19 protein-coding genes are annotated in these 23,628 nt (G+C 62.2%); 14 read left to right on the top strand and 5 right to left on the bottom strand.

Going from position 1 to position 23,628, the window contains the following annotated elements; translation table 11 throughout:
• Window positions 1-13: 13 nt before the first annotated feature.
• A complete protein-coding gene (locus AC1PUL_RS01830; protein WP_480466347.1) occupies window positions 14-1,597 on the bottom strand; it encodes a DHA2 family efflux MFS transporter permease subunit in 1,584 nt (527 codons plus the stop codon).
• Between the two features lie 137 nt (window positions 1,598-1,734).
• The gene (locus AC1PUL_RS01825; RefSeq protein ID WP_480466346.1) at window positions 1,735-2,922 is read right to left on the bottom strand and encodes an HlyD family secretion protein; all 1,188 of its coding nucleotides are present in this window, start codon (window positions 2,920-2,922) and stop codon (window positions 1,735-1,737) included.
• Window positions 2,923-3,093: 171 nt separating this feature from the next.
• Here AC1PUL_RS01825 and AC1PUL_RS01820 point away from each other — a divergent pair, with 171 nt between their 5' ends.
• The 5 genes from AC1PUL_RS01820 to lysS all read left to right on the top strand — a co-directional run bounded on the left by AC1PUL_RS01820 (window position 3,094) and on the right by lysS (window position 10,214).
• Window positions 3,094-3,762 (top strand): TetR/AcrR family transcriptional regulator, encoded by a 669-nt coding sequence (locus AC1PUL_RS01820; RefSeq protein WP_480466345.1) that lies wholly within the window; start codon window positions 3,094-3,096, stop codon window positions 3,760-3,762.
• Window positions 3,763-3,874: 112 nt separating this feature from the next.
• Window positions 3,875-4,633 (top strand): TerC family protein, encoded by a 759-nt coding sequence (locus AC1PUL_RS01815; protein WP_480466344.1) that lies wholly within the window; start codon window positions 3,875-3,877, stop codon window positions 4,631-4,633.
• 156 nt (window positions 4,634-4,789) lie between these two features.
• Entirely contained in the window at window positions 4,790-6,559 is a 1,770-nt protein-coding gene (locus AC1PUL_RS01810) for an SLC13 family permease (RefSeq protein WP_480466343.1), read from the top strand.
• A 455-nt stretch (window positions 6,560-7,014) separates the two neighbouring features.
• The gene (gene gltX / locus AC1PUL_RS01805; RefSeq protein ID WP_480466342.1) at window positions 7,015-8,472 is read left to right on the top strand and encodes a glutamate--tRNA ligase; all 1,458 of its coding nucleotides are present in this window, start codon (window positions 7,015-7,017) and stop codon (window positions 8,470-8,472) included.
• A gap of 245 nt (window positions 8,473-8,717) precedes the next feature.
• Complete coding sequence (gene lysS / locus AC1PUL_RS01800; protein WP_480466341.1) at window positions 8,718-10,214, top strand: lysine--tRNA ligase; 1,497 nt, start codon at window positions 8,718-8,720, stop codon at window positions 10,212-10,214.
• An 83-nt stretch (window positions 10,215-10,297) separates the two neighbouring features.
• On the opposite strand, the gene AC1PUL_RS01795 is transcribed toward lysS, so the two are convergent.
• Together AC1PUL_RS01795 and AC1PUL_RS01790 are read right to left on the bottom strand one after the other, a co-directional pair.
• Complete coding sequence (locus tag AC1PUL_RS01795) at window positions 10,298-11,671, bottom strand: M20 family metallopeptidase (protein ID WP_480466340.1); 1,374 nt, start codon at window positions 11,669-11,671, stop codon at window positions 10,298-10,300.
• Between the two features lie 382 nt (window positions 11,672-12,053).
• Window positions 12,054-13,544 (bottom strand): hypothetical protein, encoded by a 1,491-nt coding sequence (locus AC1PUL_RS01790; RefSeq protein ID WP_480466339.1) that lies wholly within the window; start codon window positions 13,542-13,544, stop codon window positions 12,054-12,056.
• A gap of 211 nt (window positions 13,545-13,755) precedes the next feature.
• On the opposite strand from AC1PUL_RS01790, the gene AC1PUL_RS01785 reads away from it, so the two are divergent.
• The 4 genes from AC1PUL_RS01785 to AC1PUL_RS01770 are packed head-to-tail and all read left to right on the top strand — an operon-like array spanning window position 13,756 to window position 17,255.
• The gene (locus AC1PUL_RS01785; RefSeq protein WP_480466338.1) at window positions 13,756-14,643 is read left to right on the top strand and encodes a metal ABC transporter substrate-binding protein; all 888 of its coding nucleotides are present in this window, start codon (window positions 13,756-13,758) and stop codon (window positions 14,641-14,643) included.
• Window positions 14,640-15,527 carry a manganese/iron ABC transporter ATP-binding protein gene (locus AC1PUL_RS01780; protein WP_480466337.1) on the top strand — a complete coding sequence of 296 codons (888 nt, stop codon included), beginning with the start codon at window positions 14,640-14,642 and terminating at the stop codon, window positions 15,525-15,527. Before AC1PUL_RS01785 ends, AC1PUL_RS01780 begins: the two co-directional genes overlap by 4 nt.
• Complete coding sequence (locus AC1PUL_RS01775) at window positions 15,508-16,416, top strand: metal ABC transporter permease (RefSeq protein ID WP_480466336.1); 909 nt, start codon at window positions 15,508-15,510, stop codon at window positions 16,414-16,416. The genes AC1PUL_RS01780 and AC1PUL_RS01775 overlap by 20 nt, the downstream gene beginning before the upstream one ends.
• Window positions 16,413-17,255: a metal ABC transporter permease gene (locus tag AC1PUL_RS01770; RefSeq protein WP_480466335.1), complete on the top strand. Its 843-nt coding sequence runs from the start codon at window positions 16,413-16,415 to the stop codon at window positions 17,253-17,255. Before AC1PUL_RS01775 ends, AC1PUL_RS01770 begins: the two co-directional genes overlap by 4 nt.
• On the opposite strand, the gene AC1PUL_RS01765 is transcribed toward AC1PUL_RS01770, so the two are convergent.
• Window positions 17,252-18,148 (bottom strand): DMT family transporter, encoded by an 897-nt coding sequence (locus AC1PUL_RS01765; RefSeq protein ID WP_480466334.1) that lies wholly within the window; start codon window positions 18,146-18,148, stop codon window positions 17,252-17,254. The genes AC1PUL_RS01770 and AC1PUL_RS01765 overlap by 4 nt on opposite strands.
• A 172-nt stretch (window positions 18,149-18,320) precedes the next feature.
• On the opposite strand from AC1PUL_RS01765, the gene AC1PUL_RS01760 reads away from it, so the two are divergent.
• The 5 genes from AC1PUL_RS01760 (at window position 18,321) to AC1PUL_RS01740 (ending at window position 23,618) form a co-directional block, all read left to right on the top strand.
• Window positions 18,321-19,229, top strand: coding sequence for a LysR family transcriptional regulator (locus AC1PUL_RS01760; RefSeq protein WP_480468458.1), 909 nt, complete (start codon window positions 18,321-18,323; stop codon window positions 19,227-19,229).
• A 292-nt stretch (window positions 19,230-19,521) separates the two neighbouring features.
• Window positions 19,522-20,679 carry an ABC transporter substrate-binding protein gene (locus AC1PUL_RS01755; RefSeq protein ID WP_480466333.1) on the top strand — a complete coding sequence of 386 codons (1,158 nt, stop codon included), beginning with the start codon at window positions 19,522-19,524 and terminating at the stop codon, window positions 20,677-20,679.
• Window positions 20,680-20,876: 197 nt separating this feature from the next.
• Window positions 20,877-21,866 carry an ABC transporter ATP-binding protein gene (locus AC1PUL_RS01750; protein WP_480466332.1) on the top strand — a complete coding sequence of 330 codons (990 nt, stop codon included), beginning with the start codon at window positions 20,877-20,879 and terminating at the stop codon, window positions 21,864-21,866.
• On the top strand, window positions 21,863-22,813 hold the full coding sequence (locus AC1PUL_RS01745; protein WP_480466331.1) for an ABC transporter permease: 951 nt from the start codon (window positions 21,863-21,865) through the stop codon (window positions 22,811-22,813). Before AC1PUL_RS01750 ends, AC1PUL_RS01745 begins: the two co-directional genes overlap by 4 nt.
• Window positions 22,803-23,618: an ABC transporter permease gene (locus AC1PUL_RS01740; protein ID WP_480466330.1), complete on the top strand. Its 816-nt coding sequence runs from the start codon at window positions 22,803-22,805 to the stop codon at window positions 23,616-23,618. The genes AC1PUL_RS01745 and AC1PUL_RS01740 overlap by 11 nt, the downstream gene beginning before the upstream one ends.
• Window positions 23,619-23,628: the final 10 nt, after the last annotated feature.

The following is a 23,628-nucleotide window of genomic DNA, read 5'->3' as shown; positions in this document are numbered from 1 at the left end:
CCCGGACCATGCGTCAGTGGCCGGCGCCGGCTGGCGCAGCGCCCTGGGGTTTCTTCAGAAGCAGAACCATGAAGACGAGAATTGCAAACAGCACCGTCAGCCCCATGAAGACGTCCATGAAGGAGAGAAGCCAGGCCTGCTGGGTGACGACACCCGAAAGCTTCTTCACCGCAACCGCCGTACCGTCGAGTCCATAGCTGTCATAGTTGGCGCCGACGCTGGCGAGCCAGTCGAGTGCCGCCTGATTGCCCCATGAAAGCTGCACGGAAAGCCGCGCATAGTGGTCGTCCGAACGCTGCGTCAGCATCGTGTTGATGATCGCAAGGCCAACAGCACCACCGAGGTTGCGGGTCAGATTGAACAGGCCAGACGCATTCTTGATGCGATCCGGCGGCAGCGTACCGAGCGCCAGGTTGTTGATCGGCACCATGCAAAGCATCAGCGAACAGCCACGCAGGATCTGCGGCACGAGCAGCTCGTAGAAATCCCAGTCCGCCGTGATCCCCGTCATCAGGTAGGTCCCGAGCGCAAAGCCGGAGAAACCAATCATCATCATCACGCGGGGATCGAGCTTGTTCGACAGAGCGCCAGCCACGGGCGCGGTGAAGAACATCGCCGCACCGGAGACGAACATGGTCTCGCCGATCATCAGCGAGTCGTAGCCTCTGATACGCCCGAGATAGAGCGGGTAAAGATAGGTAAGACCATAGAGGCCGACACCCATGACGAAGGAGAAGAGCGAGCCGAAGGCGAAGTTGGCATTGGAGAAGGCCCGGAGATCGACGACGGGGAGCTCGACCTTGAAGACCCGCCAGAAGAAGATCGCACCGCCGATGACCATGGCAACCGTGCCCATGACGATATGATGGTCGTTGAACCAGTCCTTGTTGTTGCCCTCTTCGAGCACGAACTCCATCGTGCCGAGGAAGACCGCCATGGAGGCAAGCCCCCACCAGTCGAACTTCTTGAGAAGCTTCAGATCCGGCTTGTCGAAATCGATCAGGCTCCAGGCCGCAGCAGCCACCAGAATACCGGGCACGACATTGATCAGGAACAGCCAGTGCCAGGACATGGCGTGGCTGAGATAGCCGCCGATCGTCGGACCGATGGTCGGCGCAAGCGTCGCAACAAGGCCGACCATGGGCGAGACGATATTGCGTTTCGAGGGCGGGAAAATGGTGAAGGCCGCAGCAAACACCGAGGGGATCATACCGCCGCCGATGAAGCCCTGAATGGCGCGGTAGACGATCATCTGCTCGATGTTCGTGGCCGTGGCACAGAGCGCGCTTGCGAGCGTGAAGCCGGCGGCACAGAAGGTGAAGAGCACCCGTGTCGACACGATGCGCGCCAAAACGCCCGACAGCGGGATCATGATCACCTCGGCGATCAGATAGGATGTCTGCACCCAGGCGATTTCGTCGGAGCCGGCCCCCAGGCCCGCCTGGATCTCGGCGAGCGACGCCGAGACGATCTGGATGTCGAGGATCGACATGAACATCCCGAACACCATCGCCAGGAAGGCGAAGACGCGTCGGGGGTCCATGCGCTCCTCGGCAGGTGCCGAGGGCGCAATGGCTGTTGAGGTGATTGCGGCCATGACACGGCCCTTTCGATAGCGTCAGCCGGTTAGAGCAGGTCCAGCAAAAGTGCGTCAGCGGTTTTGCGTCCGGACTGCGTAAAAACAAATAGATAGAGCATTTCAGGTGATCCCGTTTTCACCGGAAATGCTCTAGATTACTTCGCGGCAAGCGCCTGGCCTTCGGGGGCCGTGCGGGTGTCGACGTCGACGATGACGCTGAGGCCGGCGCGCAGATGGCCACCGGCGAGCGCTTCCTTGGGCAGCGCGATCCTGACGGGCACGCGCTGAACGACCTTGGTGAAGTTGCCGGTGGCGTTTTCCGCCGGCAGCATCGAGAAGATGGCGCCGGAAGCCGGAGCGATCGACGTCACCGTGCCTTCGAGCGGATCGTCGCCATAGGCATCCACGTGGATCGAAACCTTGGAGCCAGGCACCAGATGGGCGATCTGCGTTTCCTTGAAATTCGCCTCGATATAAAGCTCACTGGTCGGCACCAGAGCGGCCAGCCGCTTGCCGGCCGAAACCAGGTCACCCGATTGCACCGAGAGATTGCCGATCACACCATCATAGGGGGCCTTGAGCACGGTGAAATCCAGGTCCCGCGTGGCCTTGGCCACGACCTGATCCTGAACCTTCACGGCATTCACGGCCTCTTCGCGCTGCGCTTTCAGGATGGAAAGATTGGCCTCGGCGGAATCGACCGCAGCCTGGCCGGCCACGAGATTGGCGCGGGCCTGATCAAGCGCCACCTTGGCGTTGTCGAGATCGGCAGCTGTACCGACACTCTTGGCGGCAAGCTCGCCGGCACGATTTGCCGTAATCTCGGCACCACGAACGGCCGCTTCCAGCGAACCAAGCTGCGCCTTGGCCTGGGCCACACTGGCCTGACCACCGACGATCTGGGCATCGATGCGGTTGACCGCCAGTTCCGAGCTCTGCTTGCCGGCAACGGCCTGGTCATAGGCGATCTGGTAATCTCCACCATCCAGGGTGACCAGCGGATCACCCGCATGGACGACCTGGTTGTCGGTCACGTTGACCTTGGCGACATAACCGGAAACCTTGGGCGAGATGATCGCGATATCACCTTCGATATAGGCATCTTCCGTCGACACCATGAAACGGCCATCGGTCCACCACTGGTAACCGTACCAGGCGCCGCCCGCGAGCAGCACCGCAAGGATCGCCGGCAGCAGGGGGCTGCGGCGCTTGGGCTTGGAAACGGCACCCTCTGGCGCCGAATGGGGCTCCCCTGCATCCGTGTCAATGGCGGGCGCGGCCTCATTCCGGTCGACTGGAGTGGAAGTGGAACGAAGGGCGGTGGATCTTTGCGTCGCTGACATGGCACGGACCGGGGATTGGTTGAACTTATTCGAACTGAACCGTTCGGTTCGATTGACATAGAGCCTTTTTTCCGGCATATCAAGGGGCAGAAACAGGCTTCAGGAGCGAAGCCGTCCAAGTGAGTTAATTTTTTCGGTCAGGAAATGTCGAAACAGCAGCAGGAAATTGCCATGACGCCGCCATCCTACCCCGTCGCCGGGGTGGGCCGGTTTGCTGCGGGCGCGGATCCGGTAAAGCGCGGGCAGATCCTCGACGGAGCCAAGCGGATCTTTATGAGGCTTGGCTACGACGCGGCGAGCATGAACGACGTCACCCGTGAAGCCGGCGTCTCCAAGGGCACGATTTACGTTTATTTCCAGAGCAAGGAAGATCTCTTCGGTGCTCTGATCGAGCGTGAAAAGAGCGAATTCGACGCGGCGATCCAGCAGGTTCTCGCCGAGAGCAAGACAGTCGATGAAGGCCTCAGGCGCTATGCGCTCGCCTATGCGCATTTCATTCTCGACACCGAGATGATTCCGACGATGCGCATCCTGCTCGGTGTTCTCGATCGCATGCCGACACTCTGTCAGCGCTTCTTCGCCTCGTCCCCCACCAACATCAAGGTGCTGCTGCAGGACTACATCGCTGCAGCAAATGACAAGGGCGAACTCTCGGTCGAAGACAGCGATCTGGCCGCCCGCCAGTTCATCGACCTGTCGGTCGCAGGCTATTTCAAAAAGCGGTTGTTCAACGACATCCCCGTCCGCCCGGATGACACGGAAATCGAACGCGTGGTGGATTCCGGCCTGCGCATGTTCATGAACTTCTACGGGCCCAAAAGCTCGGAGACTTCAGCCTGATCTCATACGGAACTTTGTTCCGCGCACGGACTTTAATTCGCTGATTGCCATTGCCGGGATATGTCTCATCTCCCGGGCCCTCTCTCCGTTTTGATCAGCACGGAACACCATCATGCAGGACATCATGCTTCTTCTCCAGGACCCCGCCGCCTGGATCGCCCTCGTAACGCTTGTGGTGATGGAGGTGGTTCTCGGCATCGACAACCTGATCTTCATCTCGATTCTGACGAACAAACTGCCCGCTGAAATGCGCGAAAGGGCGCGAAGGATCGGCATTGGTCTGGCGCTTGTCATGCGCCTCGCTTTGCTCGGCACCGTCGCATGGATCGTCCAGCTGACGACACCGGTCTTTGAAGCGTTCGGCCATGGCTTCTCCTGGAAGGACATGATCCTCATTGCAGGTGGCCTCTTCCTTGTCTGGAAGGCCACCAAGGAAATCCACCACAATGTCGACCCCGTCGACAAGGACGAGGACTTTATCGCCTCGTCTGCCTCGACGACCTTTGCCAGTGCCATCGGCCAGATCCTGCTGCTCGACCTCGTCTTCTCGATCGACAGCATCATCACCGCCGTTGGCATGACCCCGCATCTGCCGATCATGGTGGTCGCCGTCCTCGCAGCCGTGACTGTCATGCTGCTGGCCGCAACGCCGCTGGCCAATTTCATCGAGAAGAACCCGACCATCGTCATGCTGGCGCTTGCCTTCCTGCTGATGATCGGCACGACGCTGATTGCCGAAGGCATGGGCTTCCATGTTCCCAAGGGCTACATCTACGCGGCCATGGCCTTCTCCGCGCTGGTCGAGGTGTTGAACATGTTCGCCCGGCGCAAGCGCGAACGGGACCGCAAGCTGAAGACCGCAGTGCATTGAGCAGCGGCGGCAACGGAGCCACAAACATCGAAGGCCTGTCATCGTGATGGGCCTTTTTTCACTGTCGATCAAACGGGCTTGGAACCGATCGGCCCTTGCCAGACTTCCAGCAAGCTCCTACGCCTTCCTGATCAGCCAGCATTGTGCCGGAGCCCCATGACCTACGAGCAGATCCTCGCCTTCGGCATCATTGCCATCATGATGGCGGCCTTCCTCTGGGAGAAGTTCCGCTACGACGTGATTGCCTGCTGTGCCCTGGTTGCTGCGGTCGCCTTGGGCCTGGTCCCGGCAGGGGAAGCCTTCTCCGGCTTTTCGGACGATCTGGTGATTATCGTCGGCAGCGCCCTGGTGGTGAGCGCCGGCGTCGCCCGCTCGGGCGTTGTGGATCTCGCCATCAAGCGCTTCTTTCCAGCCCTCTCCTCCCTGCATGGCCAGATGCTGCTCCTGTTGGTAACAGTGACCGTGCTGTCGGCCTTCATCAAGAATATCGGCGCGCTGGCGATCATGATGCCCGTCGCCTTCCAGTTCGCCCGGCGGTCCAACGTCCCGCCCTCGGTCTTCCTGATGCCCATGGCGTTTTCGGCACTGCTCGGCGGTCTCATGACGCAGATCGGCACCTCACCGAACATTGCGGTCTCGCGGCTGCGGGAAGAGCTCACCGGCCAGCCCTTCACCATGTTCGATTTCACGCCGGTGGGCGCGACGCTCGCTGCCGCCGGCATCCTCTTTCTGATCTTCTTCTACTGGCTCGTGCCACGTCGCGAGAACCAGAACCCGTCGCTGCAGGAGGCGCTCGAAGCCTCAAGCTTCGCCACCGAAGCGATGATCACCCGCCAGTCGCCCTATGTCGGCAAGACCCTTCATCACCTGCTGCAGATTTCTCATGGCGAAGTGACCGCCACAGCCATCCTGCGGGGCCACACACGCCTCTCGCCCTTTCCGGACGTCCTGCTGCATGAAGAGGACACGCTCCTCCTCGAAGGTCCATCGGAAGCGCTCGACCGCATCGTTTCCCAGGGCAATCTCAGCCTGTCCGGCAACACGGAGGGTGACCGCAAGAAGCGTGGCGACATTTCCTCGGTGGAAGCCGTGATCGGTCGCGGTTCCCCGCTGATCGGCCAGACCACCAGCGAGCTGTCGCTTGTCCATACCTATGGCGTGAACCTCTTGGCCGTGAGCCGCCAGGGCAAGCGCATTCGCGAACGCTTGGGCCAGCTGACCCTGCGCTCGGGCGATGTCGTCGTGCTCCAGGGCCTGCGCCAGCAGATGCCCTCGATCCTGACCGAACTCGGCTGCCTGCCGCTTGCCGAGCGCGAAATCCTGCTGGGCACGAGCCGCAACATCTTCATTCCTCTCGCGATCCTCGTGATTGCCATGGGCGCGACAGCGCTCGGCCTTGCCCCGGTCGCGATCGCCTTCTTCGCCGCAGCCCTTGCCATGGTTGCCTTCGGCGTCATTCCGGTCAGCGAGGTTTACCGCGCCGTCGACGGCCCGATCCTGGTGATGCTGGCAGCCCTGATCCCTGTCGCAGATACGCTGAGAACCTCCGGCGGCAGCGACGTTATCGCCGGCTGGCTCAACGCCATCGCCGGAGGTCTACCCGCTTGGGGCGCTGTCGCGCTCATCCTGCTGACAGCCATGGCGGTCACCCCCTTCCTCAACAATGCCGCAACGGTGCTCGTTATGGCGCCGATTGCCGCAAGCTTCGCCACTGGCCTCGGCTACAAGCCGGAGGCCTTCCTGATGGCGGTCGCCATCGGTGCCGGCTGCGATTTCCTCACCCCCATAGGCCACCAGTGCAACACGCTGGTTATGGGCCCCGGGGGCTACAGGTTCTCCGACTATCCGAGATTGGGGCTGCCTCTCTCGTTTCTGATTGTGCTGGTCTCGGTGCCGGCCTTGCTGATGGTCTGGCCCGTCAGCTGACAAGCCAGAAACCATTCGAGACGCGCAAAGAAAAACCTGCGTCGGCGGGACGCAGGTTTTCCTTGGGGGCGGGGACTTGGGGAGAGCGCAGGCCGGACGGTTAAGGGGCTCGTCTGCCAATTCGTTGGCCAGGGAGAGAAACCGGAAAACCTCCCTGTTCCCCATATCCCGTCGCGTCCGGTTGGCACGGCCTGCGCTCTGCCAACTAAACGCGGAATTGGGCTTCTGGTTCCGACCGCTTTGCAAAAAATCTGCGCGCAAGCGAGAGGCTCTGCGAAAGCCCTGTTTCCGTGGTTTTTCTTGACGCACGGCCATGAATATGGCCTAAGGCCTCGCGGTGGAACAGGCGGTCTATATGAGCCCTGTCTGTCCTTCGTAGCCATCCTTGGAAGTCTCACAATTCTCGATCCGGCGCTTGCACGCTAGATCCCCCGCACGCACACGAGCTGAATCCTATGACCAATTCCGGCGTCCGCGTCCGCATCGCACCCTCCCCGACCGGCGAGCCCCATGTCGGTACCGCCTATATCGCGCTGTTCAACTATCTCTTCGCCAAGAAATTCGGCGGTGAGTTCATCCTGCGCATCGAGGACACCGACGCGACGCGTTCGACCGCCGAGTTCGAACAGAAGGTGCTGGACGCGCTGAAATGGACCGGCCTCACCTGGTCGGAAGGCCCCGATGTCGGCGGCCCCTATGGCCCCTATCGCCAGTCCGAGCGCAAAGATCTCTACCGTCCTTTCGTCGACAAGATGCTTGCAAACGGCGGCGCCTTCCATTGCTTCTGCACGCCCGAGCGGCTGGAAAGTATGCGCGAAGCCCAGCGCGCCGCTGGCAAGCCCCCGGGCTATGACGGCCACTGCCTGCATCTGAAGGCCGAAGAAGTCACCGCACGCGTTGCCGCCGGTGAGCCGCATGTCGTGCGCCTGAAGGTGCCGACCGAAGGCTCTTGCGATTTCCACGACGGCGTCTACGGCGACGTCTCGATCCCCTGGGAAAGCGTCGACATGCAGGTGCTCCTGAAGGCCGATGGCATGCCGACCTATCACATGGCAAACGTCGTCGACGACCACATGATGAAGATCACCCACGTCGCACGCGGCGAAGAGTGGCTGGCCTCGGTGCCGAAGCACATCCTGATCTACCGCCATCTCGGCCTCGAGCCGCCGGTCTTCATGCACCTGTCGCTGATGCGCAATCACGACAAGTCGAAGCTGTCGAAGCGCAAGAACCCGACCTCGATCTCCTATTACTCCGCTCTCGGCTACCTGCCGGAAGCCCTGATGAACTTCCTCGGCCTGTTCTTCATTCAGATCGCCGAAGGCGAGGAACTGCTGTCGATGGAAGAGCTGATCGCGAAGTTCGATCCGGACAACCTGTCCAAGGCCGGTGCCATCTTCGACATCCAGAAGCTCGACTGGCTGAACGGCCGCTGGCTGCGCGAGAAGCTGACACCTGATGATTTCGTCGCCCGCGTGCTCGACTGGTCGATGGAGAACGATCGCCTGGTCGAAGGCCTTAAGCTCGCCCAGAGCCGCGTCACCAAGCTCGGCGAAGTCCCGCCGCTCGCCGGCTTCCTGCTCGCCAACGACGTCGGCCTGACGCCCGCCTCCTTCGGCGGCCTGAAGACCAGCCCGGCCGAAACACTCGAAATCGTCACCACCGTTCAGGCGGACCTCGAAAAGATCCTCGAATGGAACGTCGCGACCATCGAGGAAGAGCTGCGGGCGATTTCGGACCGCATGGGCAAGAAGCTCCGCGTCGTCACCCCGCCGCTCTTCGTCGCCGTCTCCGGCAGCCAGCGCTCGCTGCCGCTGTTTGACAGTATGGCGCTGCTCGGCCGCTCGGTCGTGCGCCAGCGTTTGAAGGTTGCGATCCAGGTGCTGACCGCGATGGCGGGTGCCACCAACTAAGATGCCGTGTCGCCTCAATTGGCGGCGCACTGAATACCCCCCTCTGCCCTGCCGGGCATCTCCCCCTCAAGGGGGGAGATTATCGAGTGGCAGGCCTTGTGCCTCAAGCTCACAGTTTAGCGGCAGCGATGCGGGAGGGAAGCAAAGAGCGTACCCCCATCCGATCTCCCCCCTTGAGGGGGAGATGCCCGGCAGGGCAGAGGGGGGTGACCGAAACGAAGACAGCCGCAAAAGGCGTTCACACGATGACCGAACAGAAGACCGAAACCGCCCTCTCCTCCGACCCGACGGAAGTCCGCCGCCAGAAGCTCGACCAGCTGCGCAAGACCGTCGGCGACGTCTATCCGGCGCATTTCCACCGCACGCTGACCAATGCGGAATTCGCCGAGAAATACGCTGGTCTCGAGCCGGATCAGGAATCGGAGGACATCGTCACGGTCGCCGGCCGCGTCTATTCCTCGCGCAATTCCGGCATGTTCATGGACATCCATGACGCCTCGGGCAAGATCCAGATCTTCTCCCACAAGGACACGACCCCGGAAGAAGCCCGCGCGCTTTTGCCGATGATCGACCTTGGCGACATCATCGGCGTCAAGGGCCAGGTCCGTCGCACCAAGCGCGGCGAGCTGACCATCAACGCTCATGAAATCACCATGCTGACCAAGACGCTTCTCCCCATGCCAGAGAAGTATCACGGTCTGGCCGACATCGAACTGCGCTACCGCAAGCGCCATCTCGACATCCTGACCAACGAGGATTCCAAGCTCCGCTTCCTGCAGCGCTCCAAGATCATCTCGGGTCTGCGCCGCTTCATGGAAGGCGAAGGCTTCCTCGAGGTCGAGACGCCGATGCTGCAGACGGTCTATGGCGGCGCCACCGCCGATCCGTTCAAGACCTTCCACAACACGCTGAAGATGGACATGTATCTGCGCATCGCGCCGGAACTGTTCCTCAAGCGCACCCTGGTGTCGGGCCTTGCCGACAAGGTGTTCGAGGTCAACCGCAACTTCCGCAACGAAGGTGTATCGACCCGCCACAATCCCGAATTCACCATGATGGAATGCTACTGGGCCTATGCCGACTATGAGGACGTCATGGGCCTCGTCGAGCGCCTGTTCGAAAGCCTCGCGGTTGCCATCCACGGCTCGACGGACGTCGTCTATGGCGACAAGACGCTGTCCTTCAAGGGTCCGTTCAAGCGCGTGCCGATGCCGGACGCCGTCAAGGAAGCGACCGGCATCGACTTCCTGGCGATGAAGACCGACGAGGAAGCCCGCACCGCCGCCAAGGCCGCCGGCTTTGCCGTCGAGAAGGACTGGACCTGGGGCGAATGCCTCGCCTTCATTTTCGAGGAAAAGGTCGAGGGCACGCTGATCCAGCCGAGCCACGTCACGCATTTCCCGAAGGACATCTCGCCCTTTGCCAAGGAAGTGCCAGGCGAACCGCGCCTCGTCGAGCGTTTCGAGACCTATTGCAACGCCTGGGAAGTCGGCAACGCCTTCTCCGAACTGAATGACCCGGAAGAGCAGCGCAAGCGCATGGTCGAGCAGCTCGACCAGGCCCATTCGCGCGGCGAAAAGGACAAGCAGCTTGACGACGAGTTCCTTGATGCCATCGACCAGGGCATGCCCCCCGCCGGCGGTCTCGGCATCGGCGTCGACCGCCTGATCATGCTTTTGACCAACGCCCCGTCGATCCGCGACGTCATCCTCTTCCCGGCCCGCCGCAACAAGGCTGACTGAGCAGGGCAGCAGATACAAGTTTCAAATCCCGGATCTCGCAGGAGGTCCGGGATTTTTGCGTTTCTGGGTGCAGGACATTCGCCTCAAAGGGAGGCCGGCGCACCCTGTTCTCCGATATCGAGAAAAAGCCCCGTCATGATCCGCATGCCCTCTTCGGCAATCGACAAGAGCGCATGCTCGTTCGGTCCATGCTGGCCGCAGTCTGCATGCGCATGCGGGATCCAGATCGTCGGCAGGCCCAGCACGTCGGTGAAGACATCGTTCGGCAGCGATCCCGCGAGATTGGGCAGGAGATGCGGCGCCTTGCCGGTTGTTGCGGTAATGGACTGCTCGACAAACCGCACCCAAGGATGATCCGGCGGAAAGCGCGTCGCCTTGAAGGCCGGCCCCTTGGCCCGGATCTCCACCATCGGAAACCCTGCCGCATCGAGATGCCGCCTGAGCGCCGGCAGGATCTCGTCCATATCGGTGCCGACGACAAACCGCAGCTGGCAGGTCGCCCGCGCCGAACCGGAAATGGCATTCTGCGGGGCTGCGATGTTTCCCGCCGAAATCGCCAGAACGGCAAGCGAATTCCAGCCGAAGACCCGTTCCGACGGCGTGAGATCCGCCTCGCCCCAGCCCTCATCATGCCGCCGCGGCGGCAAATCCTTGAGCGCTGCACGAATGTCGGGCGTGAGGCTCGTCGGACGCCATTCCGGCACAAGGAGCTGGCCGCGCCGATCGACGATGGCGGCGATGGCATGGGTGAGCAGGATCACCGGATCGGCAAGCAACCCGCCGAAATTGCCGGAATGATGATCCCCCGGCCGCAAGTCCACCACGAGATCGAAGCTTAAGCCGCCGCGCGAGCCCATGAACATGGTCGGCGTCTCGACCTGCAGCCTCGGCCCGTCCGAGGCGATCAGCACATCCGCCGACAACAGGTCGCGTTCGCGCTCGAAGAAGTCCCGCAAGCCGTAAGACCCGGTCTCCTCCGCCATTTCCAGCACGATCTTGACGTTGAACCCGAGACGTCCCCGCCCCTTGATCACCGTCTCCAGGGCCTTGATGTTGATGAGGTGCTGGATCTTGTTGTCGGCGGTGCCCCGACCGTAAAGCCGGTCGCCTTCCTGGATCAGCTGGAAGGGATGCAATCCCTCGCGCCAGCGGGATGCCTCGCCATTGCAGACATCACCATGCCCGTAGATCAGGATGGTCGGCAGGGCCGCGTCTTCGATCCTGCTACCGACCAGAAACGGCGCGCCGCCCGGCAGCGGATTGTCGAAGACTTGGCAGGTGAACCCGATCGCTTCCAGCATCGGCCGCATGTCGGCATCCAGATAGGCGATCAGATCGCCCGGTTGACCCTCGGACTGGCTCACCGACGGACGCGCGACAAGCCGCGCTAGATCGGAGGCAAGGCCGCCACGATTGGCATAATCGGATGCATGCTGAAATAGTGTTATGCGTTCCATCGGTTCCCGGTCTGCTGTTGGGGCCTCCCCAAGACAAGACTACAGGATTCGCCGGTCATGGCGACCTGCGAGAAACCGGGGGCGGCGCAGTTGCGCCGCCACGCTGTGCTCAGAGCCGTTCATTTTTAAATGGAAGCAGTTCTGCCGGAGCAGGTTTTCGTCAGGGCAGCGACGATCGACGCTGCGCATACCCTGAGGTATGGGCGAGACGATCGCAGCTGATCCTGGCGGAAAGATGCCCGGCCCTTCGGGTTGGCTGGAACGGGCCGCCTGATCGCCCGGCTGGCTTGGCCGTATGCTGTGGATACGACGCGCGCCAGCCGGGCGATCATCCGACTCCGTTTCAGCCAACAGAACTGATTCCATTTAGAAATGAACGGCTCTAGTGCCCTGCCTTGGCGTGCTCGTCGCCTTTGGCGTTGACCTTGGGCGGCAAGATCGCCTCGTCTTCGGCCGGTGCCGCATGCTCGGCATGGGCGGGATCAGCGGCGGACTTGGCCGCATGCTGCTCGGCTGCGGGGGCGTGACCATCGGTCACGGCGCCATGTTCCTCCGGCTTGGCGGCGGGCGCTGCGGCCCCGCCTGCAGCCGGCGTGATCGGCTGTGAACGCATCTTCTCGAGCCAGGCCGCGCCATGGTCGGTGCTTGCGGCATCACCGCCGGCCGGGGCCTCCTCGGCCTTCGCCGTCGCATCCTCGGCAGGCGCCTCTTCGTCAGCACCGCCAAGTCCCACCATGCTTTTCAGCGAGGCGAACCAGCCACCATCTGCCGCCGGCTCCTCTTCGGTCGCGACCTCGTGGGCCGCCGCCTGATCGATTGTTTCCTCATGCCCGGCGCTTGCCCCGCCATGAGCGGTCTCTTCAACAGTGGCCGGCTTTTCTTCCGTATGGGCAACCTGTTCCGTGCCATGCGCCGGAGCATCACCATGGGCATCGCTCGACCCGGCATCGCCATGCGCGGCAACTGCCGGTTCCGCATGGTCGTCCGCCGGCGCCTTATGCCCTTCTGCAACGGCAGCAGCGCCATCAGCGGGAGCCGCATGATCTTCAGCCGGGGCCTCTTCGCCACCGAGACCGACCATGCCCATCAGTGAGGCCATCCAGCCCTTGCTTTCCTCGGCGCCATGTTCGGCAACCGGCGTCTCCTCACCATGCTCGTCGGCGGGCGCATCGTCGTGCCCCTCCTTGGCCTCGCCGTGACCGTCAGCCGGCTTTTCGCCATGCGCGTCCTTGCCACCACCAGCAGGAGCCTTGCCGTGACCGCCGGCAGACCTATCGTCATGGCCCTCGACCTCGGGCACCAGGCCTTCGGGCTTTACGCAATCCGTCTGATCGTTGAGCTTGGCGACAAGCGCCTGAATATCGGCTTCGAGCATGTCGACGCGTTCACCGAAGAACTCGCCATTTGCTGCGGCAGCGCCATCGACATAGCGCGCCGTCAGCATGCGGGCTCCGACCTCCTCGGGAACATGGCCCGGCTCCGGCACATAGATGACATCGGCGCCCACGGCTCGGCCACGCATGCCAGAACGATCCTTCGGTCCGTTGATATCGAGCACGACGACCTGCACCAGATCCGCCTTTTCGGCCTCCTGCAGGCTCTTGGCCACCCGCAACGCTGTCTTGACGCGCGCCATCCCGTCGCCAGGCTCATCGGTGGTGATAAACTTACGAACCCAGAGGCGATCCTTCTTCTGGATCGTCACCGTCTTCACTTCCGTGCATTCAAGGCCATTGAGATCGGCATAGGAAGGACCGAGCAGTTTGTCGGCGCCAATATAGACGGCGGCAGCACCCGTGCCGCCGAGGCTGACAAGCACTCCGCCTGCAATCAGCATGAGCTTTCGTGAAAGGTGGATCTTGGGCACCTTCACGCTTGGAACTCCGCCATGACACTGTCCCGACTGTTTACGCAATACTGGGGGTGAGCATACGCCGCTCTCCTTGCGGAACCTTTAACCCGGCAATTCCAGTTCCGGCACACTTCCGAGCCGGTCTTTTTGCAAATGATTTGCAAGAGCATTGACAACGGCACGAAGCGCGATAGATTTTAATGCGAATGACTTGCAAGAACAGGAATGGACAATGGTTTCAAAGCTTGCCTGCCGTCTTTTCGCTCTGGCGCTTCTGCTGCCGGGGACAGCCTTTGCCGACGACAAGCCGAAGGTCGTCACGACCTTCACCGTGATTGCCGATATCGCCCAGAATGTTGCCGGTGACGCCGCTGATGTCGAAAGCATCACCAAGCCGGGTGCCGAGATCCACGGCTACCAGCCGACCCCGCGTGACATTTTGAAAGCCCGTGATGCCGACCTCGTGCTGCGCAACGGGCTGAACCTCGAAGCCTGGTTCGAGAAATTCCTCGCCAATCTCGGCGATGTGCCGACCGTAACCGTCAGCGATGGCGTCGAGCCGATCAGCATTGCCGGTGGCGCCTATGACGGCAAGCCGAACCCGCACGCCTGGATGTCTCCCGAGAACGCACTCATCTATGTCGAGAACATCCGCAAGGCGCTGACTGACATCGACCCAGCGAATGCCGCGATCTACGAGGCCAATGCCCGCACCTATTCGGAGAAGATCCGCGCGGAAATCGGGCCGATGCAGGCGGAAATTGCCAAGGTGCCGGAAAACGAGCGCTTCCTGGTGACCAGTGAAGGTGCCTTCTCCTACCTCGCCCGCGACCTTGGCATGAAGGAACTCTATCTCTGGCCGATCAATGCCGACAGCCAGGGCACACCCCAACAGGTGAAGGCGGTCGTTGACCAGGTGATCGAAAACAAGATCCCCGTCGTATTCTCCGAGAGCACCGTCTCCGACAAGCCGGCCAAACAGGTCGCTGCCGAAACCGGGGCACGCTATGGCGGTATCCTCTATGTGGATTCGCTGAGCGAGCCTGACGGTCCGGTCCCGACCTATCTGGATCTCCTGAAGGTGACGGTCTCGACCATCGTGAAGGGATTTGCCGGATGATCATGGGATCGGCTGCAAGACGCAATCGCGAGGGGATCGCCGCAGAGGATGTGACGGTCACCTATCGCAACGGCCACACGGCCCTGCGCCATGCGAGCTTTGCAATCCCACCCGGAACCATCACCGCACTTGTCGGCGTCAACGGCGCCGGCAAGTCGACGCTTTTCAAGGCCATCATGGGCTTCGTGCCCGTCGCATCGGGCGAGATCCGCGTGCTCGGCATGAGCGTGCGGGAAGCCCTCAAGAAAAACCTCGTCGCCTACGTACCCCAGGCGGAAGAGGTCGACTGGAACTTCCCCGTTCTCGTCGAGGACGTCGTGATGATGGGCCGCTACGGCCACATGAATTTCCTGCGCATCCCCTCTAAGCGCGATCACCAGCTCGTTGACGAAGCGCTCGCCCGCGTCGGCATGGGCGATTACCGCAAGCGCCAGATCGGCGAGCTCTCCGGCGGCCAGCGCAAGCGCGTCTTCCTCGCCCGCGCGCTGGCCCAGGAAGGTCAGGTCATCCTGCTCGACGAACCCTTCACCGGCGTCGATGTGACCACAGAGGAACAGATCATCGGCTTGATGAAGGACCTGCGCGCCGAAGGCCGCGTCATGCTGGTTTCGACCCACAATCTCGGCAGCGTGCCGGATTTCTGCGACCGCACCATCTTCGTCAAGGGCACCGTGATTGCCTCCGGCAAGACCGAGGACACCTTTACCGAAGACAACCTCAAGACCGCCTTTGGCGGTGCGCTGCGCCATTTCGTGCTCGCCGGTCGCGATCTGCACGACGATGATGACGGCCGCGAAGTCACCGTCATCACCGATGACGAACGCCCCTTCGTCATCTATGGCCAGCCGAAACCGGGAGCATCAGATGCTCGCGACTCTGGTTGAGCCCTTCACCTATGATTACATGCGCAACGCCATTCTGGTGTCTGCGCTGGTCGGCGCCGTCTGCGGCTTCCTCTCCGCCTATCTGATGCTGAAGGGCTGGTCGCTGATCGGCGACGCGCTCTCCCATGCCATCGTGCCCGGCGTGGCCGGCGCTTATATGCTGGGCCTTCCCTTTGCCTTTGGCGCGTTCCTGTCCGGCGGACTTGCGGCGCTCGCCATCCTCTTCCTCAACCAGCGCACCAAGCTGAAGGAAGACGCGATCATCGGACTGATCTTCACCTCTTTCTTCGGCCTCGGCCTGTTCATGGTGTCGATCTCGCCCGTCTCCATCGACATCAAGACCATCGTGCTCGGCAATGTTCTGGCCATCTCGCCCGCCGACACGCTACAGCTCATCCTGATCGGCGGCATCAGCCTTCTCGTGCTGACGCTGAAATGGAAGGACCTGATGGTGACCTTCTTCGACGAAAACCACGCTCGCTCGATTGGCCTCAGGCCCGATGCGCTGAAGGTGATGTTCTTCACCCTGCTCGCCGCCTCAACCGTTGCCGCCATGCAGACGGTCGGGGCCTTCCTGGTCATCGCCATGGTCGTGACCCCCGGGGCCACCGCCTATCTCCTGACTGACCGCTTCCAGCGCCTGATCCTGCTCGCACTCGGCATTGGTGCGGGCACGAGCTTTGTCGGCGCCTATGCCAGCTACTTCCTCGACGGCGCCACCGGCGGCATCATCGTCGTGCTGCAAACGGTGATCTTCCTACTGGCCTTCCTCTTCGCGCCCAAGCACGGCGTGCTCGCCGCGCGCAGCCGCGCCCGAGAAGCCCTGGAACCAGCGTCCCCAGAGGTCATGACAGACGCCGCTCGTCTCCCTGAGGAGCGCCCGGCATGAGTGAAACCCTCGAACTCGCGCTCATGCCCTTCCAGCTGCCCTTCATGCAGTCGGCATTCGTCGTGACGTTGATGATCGCGATCCCGATGGCGCTTCTCTCCTGCCTGCTGGTGCTCAAAGGCTGGTCGCTGATGGGCGACGCCGTCTCGCACGCCGTGCTGCCGGGCGTGGTGATCGCCTATATCGCCGGCATTCCGCTCGCCATCGGCGCCTTTGTCGCCGGTCTCGTCTGCGCGCTTCTGACCGGCTTCATCAAGGAGAACAGCCGCATCAAGGAAGACACGGTGCTCGGCATCGTCTTTTCCGGCATGTTTGGTCTCGGCCTGGTCCTCTATGTCAAGGTCCAGAGCTCCGTGCATCTCGACCACATACTCTTCGGCGACATGCTGGGCCTGCTGCCCTCGGACCTCATCGAAACAGGCCTCATCGCCCTTTTCGCCACGCTCTTCCTGATCGTGCTGCGCAAGGACCTGCTCGTCCACGCCTTCGACCCGCAGCATGCGCGGGCCATCGGCCTGTCGGTCCGGCTCCTGCATTACGGCCAGCTCGCCGTACTTTCGCTTGTCGTCGTCGGCGCCCTGAAAGCCGTCGGCATCATCCTCTCGGTCGCGATGCTGGTCGCCCCCGGCGCCATCGCCTTCCTGTTGACCAAGCGTTACGGCACGATGCTGGTGACGGCGGTGTCCGTCGCGGTCATCTCCTCGCTGGCAGGCATCTATCTGAGCTTCTTCATCGACAGCGCCCCCGCCCCGACGATCGTCTTGATCATGAGCGGCATCTTCATCGCGACCTTCCTGATCGGTCAGATCCGCAATCGCAGCAGCGAGGCGAAGGCCTAGCCCCTGGCTTGTTCCTCGGCGTGTCGTGCACGACGCGACACCACCCATTCCCGCCAGACGGTAAAGAGGCCGGCTCCAACGACGATGATCGAGCCGACCACCGTGTTCCACTTGAGCACCTCGCCAAACACCGCCACCGCAAGGATGGCGCCGAGCACCAACTGCCAATAGGAGATCGGCTGGACAAGCACTGCGTCGAGATTGCCGTAGGCCTTTATCAGAGCGAAATGCCCTATGATACCGGTGCAGCAAAGCCCCGCCATCCAGGCCCAGTCGACGGCGGTAAACGGGATCCAGTAGAATGGACCAAGGATTGTGGCACAGACGAAACCGACAAAGCCAAGATAGAAGAAGCTCGTCGCCGGGGTATCATCGCGGCTGACCAGCCGAGTGGCAATTCCATAGACAGCGCCCATGACGGCGCAGATCAGCGGCAGGATCATGTAGGGGCTGACACCGTTGCCGGTCGGGGCAAGCATCACCACAACACCGATCAGCCCCACCAGGATGGCTGTCCAACGCCGCCAGCCCACACGTTCGCCCAGCACCGGCATCGACAACAGCGCGACAAAAATCGGCGTTGCGGCAAAAATCGCTTGGCTTTGCGCCAGCCCCACATGGACGAAGGCCGTCACCGAAATCAGTATCTGCACGAAAAGGAGCAGCCCACGCAGGCACTGAAGCCAAGGACGTTTGCTGTTGACGGCAGCCCTGATCCCCCCGGGACTGTGGTATGCCATGAACAGGGCAAAAACGAGAAAGGCCCAGAAGCGCACCATAGCCACCTGGACCGGCGAATAATCCTGGCCGAGATGCTTTGAAAGACCGTCCTGAATGGCAAAGACGGAAAAAGCCAGAAACGTGAAGCTGTAGCCAAGCGGCGTCGATTTCATGATGTGCAACAATGGCCTGAACAGGAAGGACCCGCTGACGAAACACGAAGCGAGCGGCATGATCGTACACGCGTCGCCCGGTTTTCCTAGCCCACAAATGCACGGCAGACATGCAAGCGGACAGGCATATCACCTGCCTTGCCTCGGATCAGGCGCCGTGCTTCAAAAGGCCATGGCCTTCACCTTCCGCCAATTGCAGTATTTCGTCGCCGTCGCCGAACAGGGATCGGTCACGCGTGCGGCACAGAACCTGTCGATCTCCCAGTCTTCGGTGACCGAGGCGATCAAGGAACTCGAGGGCGATCTCGGTGTGGAGCTCTTCGAGCGCCATCCGCGCGGCCTGACCATCACCTATAACGGCCACCAGTTCCTCCGCCACGCAACCAAGATCCTCGCCGATGTCTCGGATGCCCGCAACGTCTTCACCGAGACCCAGAACAGCACCGGCGGCACGCTCAATATCGGCGTGACCTCCCTCGTCGCCGGCTACGTCCTGTCCGATCTTCTCGCCCGCTATCGCCGCGCTTGCCCGGGCGTTGAGGTCTCGGCCATCGAGGACAACGGCTCCTATCTCGAACACCTGCTGATCGGTGGCGAACTCGATGTCGCGGTGATGGTCATCTCCAACCTGCGCGACCGACTGGCGCTGCAGGCCGAGATCCTGGAAACCTCGCCCTACCGCCTCTGGCTGCCCATTGGCCACCCGCTGGTTTCGGCGGATATCATTTCCGTGCAGGATATCGCCCGCGAGCCGCTGATCATGCTGACGGTCGACGAAATCGAGGAGAACACCGGCAAGCTGCTCTCGGCGCTCGGCGCCCGGCCGCATGTCGCTTTCCGCACGCGTTCTGTGGAAGCGGTCCGCAGCCTCGTCGCCACAGGCGCGGGCGTGGCCCTGCTTCCCGATCTCGTCTATCGGCCCTGGTCGCTGGAAGGCGACCGTATCGAAAGCCGCGACGTCTCGGGCGCGCTTCCGGTGGTGCAGGTCGGCATGGTCTGGCGCAAGGGTTCGAGCCTGCCACAGGCGGCGCGCGATTTCGTCGGCATCGCCGAGGCGAGCCGGAGTGGGCGGGTGAGGTAGACGCAGCCTCAAGAAAGGTGCCCCTCATCCCCCTGCCGGGACCTTCTCCCCGCAAGCGGGGAGAAGGCGGATACGGCGGCCCAATCGGCCTTCTCCCCGTTCACGGGGAGAAGGTGGCGGCAGCCGGATGAGGGGCATTACGTAACGACCATCAGAGACGCCCCATCTATCGGAAAAACCGATACCGACATTCTGACGAATGAATTTGCGAATGCGGTTAATTCACGGCAACTTTTGTTCCGGGAACAATAAGGGTCACGCAAAAGCGACCCTCCAACCGGGAGACCTCGCGATGAAATCTCTTCTGAAGTCTTGCACTGTCCTTGCCACCGTCCTGAGCTTTACCTCCGCGGCCGTCGCCCAGGAGCCCCTGAAGGAGCTCGGCCCTGGCGAAGGCGCGCTGTCCATCGTTGCCTGGGCCGGCTATATCGAGCGCGGCGAAACCGACAAGAATTTCGACTGGGTCACCGAATTCGAAAAGAAGACCGGCTGCATGGTCTCGGTCAAGACCGCCGCCACCTCGGATGAAATGGTCGCCCTGATGAACGAAGGCGGCTTCGACCTCGTCACCGCCTCGGGCGACGCGTCGCTGCGTCTCGTGGCCGGCAAGCGCGTCCAGCCAATCAACACGGCCCTCATCCCCTCCTGGAGCACCATCGACGAACGCCTGCAGAACGCCCCCTGGCACACCAAGGACGGCGTTCACTACGGCACGCCCTATGTCTGGGGTCCGAACGTTCTGATGTACAACACCAAGGCCTTTGGCGACAAAGCCCCCGACAGCTGGAATGTCGTCTTCGAGGAAGTGACGCTCGCCGACGGCAAATCCAACAAGGGCCGCATCCAGGCCTATGACGGCCCGATCCATGTGGCAGATGCCGCCAATTACCTGATGTTCCACAAGCCGGAACTCGGCATCAAGGACCCCTACGAGCTGAACGAAGACCAGTACAAGGCAGCCCTTGATCTCCTGCGCGTCCAGCGCACGCTGGTCAGCCGCTACTGGCACGATGCCTTCATCCAGATCGACGACTTCAAGAACGAAGGCGTTGTCGCCTCCGGCTCCTGGCCCTTCCAGGTCAACCTCCTGAAGGCCGACCAGCCCGTGGCATCGGTCTTCCCGAAGGAAGGCGTCACTGGCTGGGCCGACACCACCATGCTGCATGTCGACAGCGAGCACCCGAACTGCGCCTATATGTGGATGGAGCATTCGCTCTCGCCCAAGGTCCAGGGTGACGTTTCCGCCTGGTTCGGCACGGTTCCCTCCGTTCCCGCCGCCTGCAAGGGCAATGCGCTCCTGACCGACGAAGGCTGCGCCCGCAACGGCTTCGACAACTTCGAGAAGATCAAGTTCTGGAAGACCCCGGTCTCCAAGTGCGAAAGCCAGGGCGAATGCGTCCCCTACCACCGCTGGGTCTCCGACTACATCGGCGTGATCGGCGGACGGTAACCACCATATCTCCCCCCTTTGCGGGGGAGAAAGCAAAATCAACGAATTAGCCGAGCGGAGCGAGGCTAAGCGTTAGATTTTGCAACGGAGGGGCAGAAACCCACGCCCCCTCTCTTGCGATTTCTAGCACTTAGCTGACGCTAAGCTGCTGAAATCGCATTCTCTCCCGCAAGGGGAGAGATGAAACCGGAGTCCCCATGACCGCAGCCGTCTCCTTCTCGAAGGTCTCGCGCCATTTCGGCAGCGTGAAAGCCGTCGATGCCGTCGACCTGACCGTCGAGCCAGGCGAATTCTTCGCCATGCTCGGCCCTTCCGGCTCCGGCAAGACGACCTGCCTGCGCCTGATCGCCGGCTTCGAACAGCCGACATCAGGCCATATCGAGATCTTCGGCGAAACCGCCGAGGGCGTGCCGCCCTATCGCCGCAACGTCAACACGGTCTTCCAGGACTATGCCCTCTTCCCGCATTTGAACATTCTCGACAACGTCGCCTATGGCCTGATGGTCAAGGGCGTCGCCAAGGCCGAACGCCACCGTGAGGCCGAGAAGGCGCTGGAAATGGTCAAGCTACCAGGCTACGGCGCCCGCAAGCCCGGCCAGCTCTCCGGCGGCCAGCGCCAGCGCGTGGCCCTTGCCCGCGCGCTGGTGAACAAGCCCAAGGTGCTGCTGCTCGACGAGCCGCTTGGCGCGCTGGACTTGAAGCTGCGCGAACAGATGCAGGAGGAGCTGAAAAGCCTGCAGCGCTCGCTCGGCATCACCTTCGTCTTCGTCACCCATGACCAGGGCGAAGCACTCTCCATGGCCGACCGCGTCGCCGTCTTCAACGACGGCAGGATCGTCCAGGCCGGCACGCCGCACGAGATCTACAACCGCCCCCGTACCCGCTTCGTCGCCGATTTCGTTGGGTCTTCGAATGTGATTGCGCCCGAAGCTATGAAGGCGCTCGGCGGTGAGGCCCGCTGGACGAGCCTGCGCCCCGAAGCGATCCGCATTGTCTCGGACGGCGGTGTCGAGGCAACCGTGCGCTCGACCAGCTTCCTCGGCGCCTCGACCAAGCTCTTCGTCGAAACGGCAGTGGCCGCCCTCACCGTCTCGCTGCCCGCCGGCCAACCGGCACCGCAGAGCGGCGAAAGCATCCGCATCGCCTGGTCGCCCGCCGACCTGCACTATATGGAGGAGGCCGCATGACGGCGATCTCCGCACCCGCCATTACCCCTGGCCGTCAGGGCCTGATGAGGCGGCTCTCGGATCTGTTCTGGCGGAGGCCCAACCTGCTGCTGGTTCTGATGCTGGTGCCGCCCCTGCTCTGGCTTGGCATCATCTATGTCGGCTCGCTCTTTGCGCTGCTCCTGCAGAGCTTCTTTTCGATCGACGAATTCTCCGGCCTGATCAATTACGAATTCACGCTCGCAACCTATGGCCAGCTGCTGCAGCCGGCCAATTTCGACATCATCCTGCGCACGTTGCTGATGTCGGCGGCCGTCACGCTGGTGTCTGCGGTGATCGCCTTCCCCATCGCCTATTATGCCGCGCGTTATGCCCGGGGGCGCTGGAAGGCGGTCTTTTATCTCGGCATCATGCTGCCGCTCTGGTCGAGCTATCTCGTCAAGGTCTATGCCTGGAAGCTGATCCTCGCCAAGGAAGGCATCCTCACCTGGATCTTCGAGAAACTGCATCTGACCTGGCTGCTCGACGGCATCCTCGCCATCCCCGTGATAGGCGGCAATTCGCTGTCGATCAGCTATCTCGGCACCTTCATCGTCTTCGTCTATGTCTGGCTGCCCTTCATGATCCTGCCGATCCAGGCAGCCCTGGAGCGCGTGCCCGGCAACCTGATCGAGGCGTCAGGCGATCTTGGCGCCGATTCCGGCCAGACCTTCCGCCACGTGCTCTTTCCGCTGGCGCTGCCCGGCATTGTCGCCGGCTCGATCTTCACCTTCTCGCTCACCATGGGCGATTACATCATCCCGCAGATCGTCGGCACCTCGCGCCTCTTCATCGGCCAGGCCGTCTATGCCCAGCAGGGCACTGCCGGCAATATCCCGCTTGCCGCCGCCTTCTCGGTCGTGCCGATCGTCATCATGGGCATTTATCTGACCATCGCCAAACGCATGGGGGCCTTCGATGCGCTTTGACCGCTCCCAATCCGCAGGCCTGTCGCTGAAGATCGCCGCCGGCCTCGGCCTTGCCTTCCTGCATCTGCCGATCCTCTTGATCTTCGTCTATGCCTTCACCACGGAGGAAAAGAGCTTCCAGTGGCCGCCGCCGGGCTTCACCACCAAATGGTTCGCCGTCGCCTGGAACCGCCCCGACATCTGGGAAGCCCTCTGGCTCTCGGTCAAGGTCGCCAGCATCGCCACCGTGATTGCGCTGGTGCTCGGCACGCTTGCCGCCGCCGCCGTTGCCCGCACCAAGTTCTTCGGTCGCGAAGTCATCTCGCTGCTCGTGATCCTGCCCATCGCGCTGCCCGGAATCATCACCGGCATTGCACTGCGCTCGGCCTTTTCGCTGGCGGACATCCCGTTCACCTTCTGGACGATCATCCTCGGCCACGCGACCTTCTGCGTCGTCGTTGTCTACAACAATGCGGTGGCTCGCTTCCGCCGCACCTCAGGCTCGCTGATCGAGGCCTCCATGGATCTCGGCGCAGACGGTTTCCAGACCTTCCGCTATGTGATCCTGCCGAACATTGCGACAGCGCTTCTGGCCGGCGGCATGCTCGCCTTCGCGCTCTCCTTCGACGAGGTCATCGTCACCACCTTCACCGCCGGCCAGCAGTCGACGCTGCCGATCTGGATGCTCGAAGAACTGATCCGCCCACGCCAGCGCCCGGTCACCAATGTGGTCGCGATGGTTGTCGTGATCGTCACTTTCCTGCCGATTCTGGCGGCCTATTATCTGACCCGCGATACCGACCAGATCGCAGGCAGCGGCAAATGATGAACCACCG

This window comes from Rhizobium sp. P43 (assembly GCF_056730705.1).
Note: the sequence above shows the minus strand (reverse complement) of the source record. Positions and strands in the feature narration are given on the sequence as shown.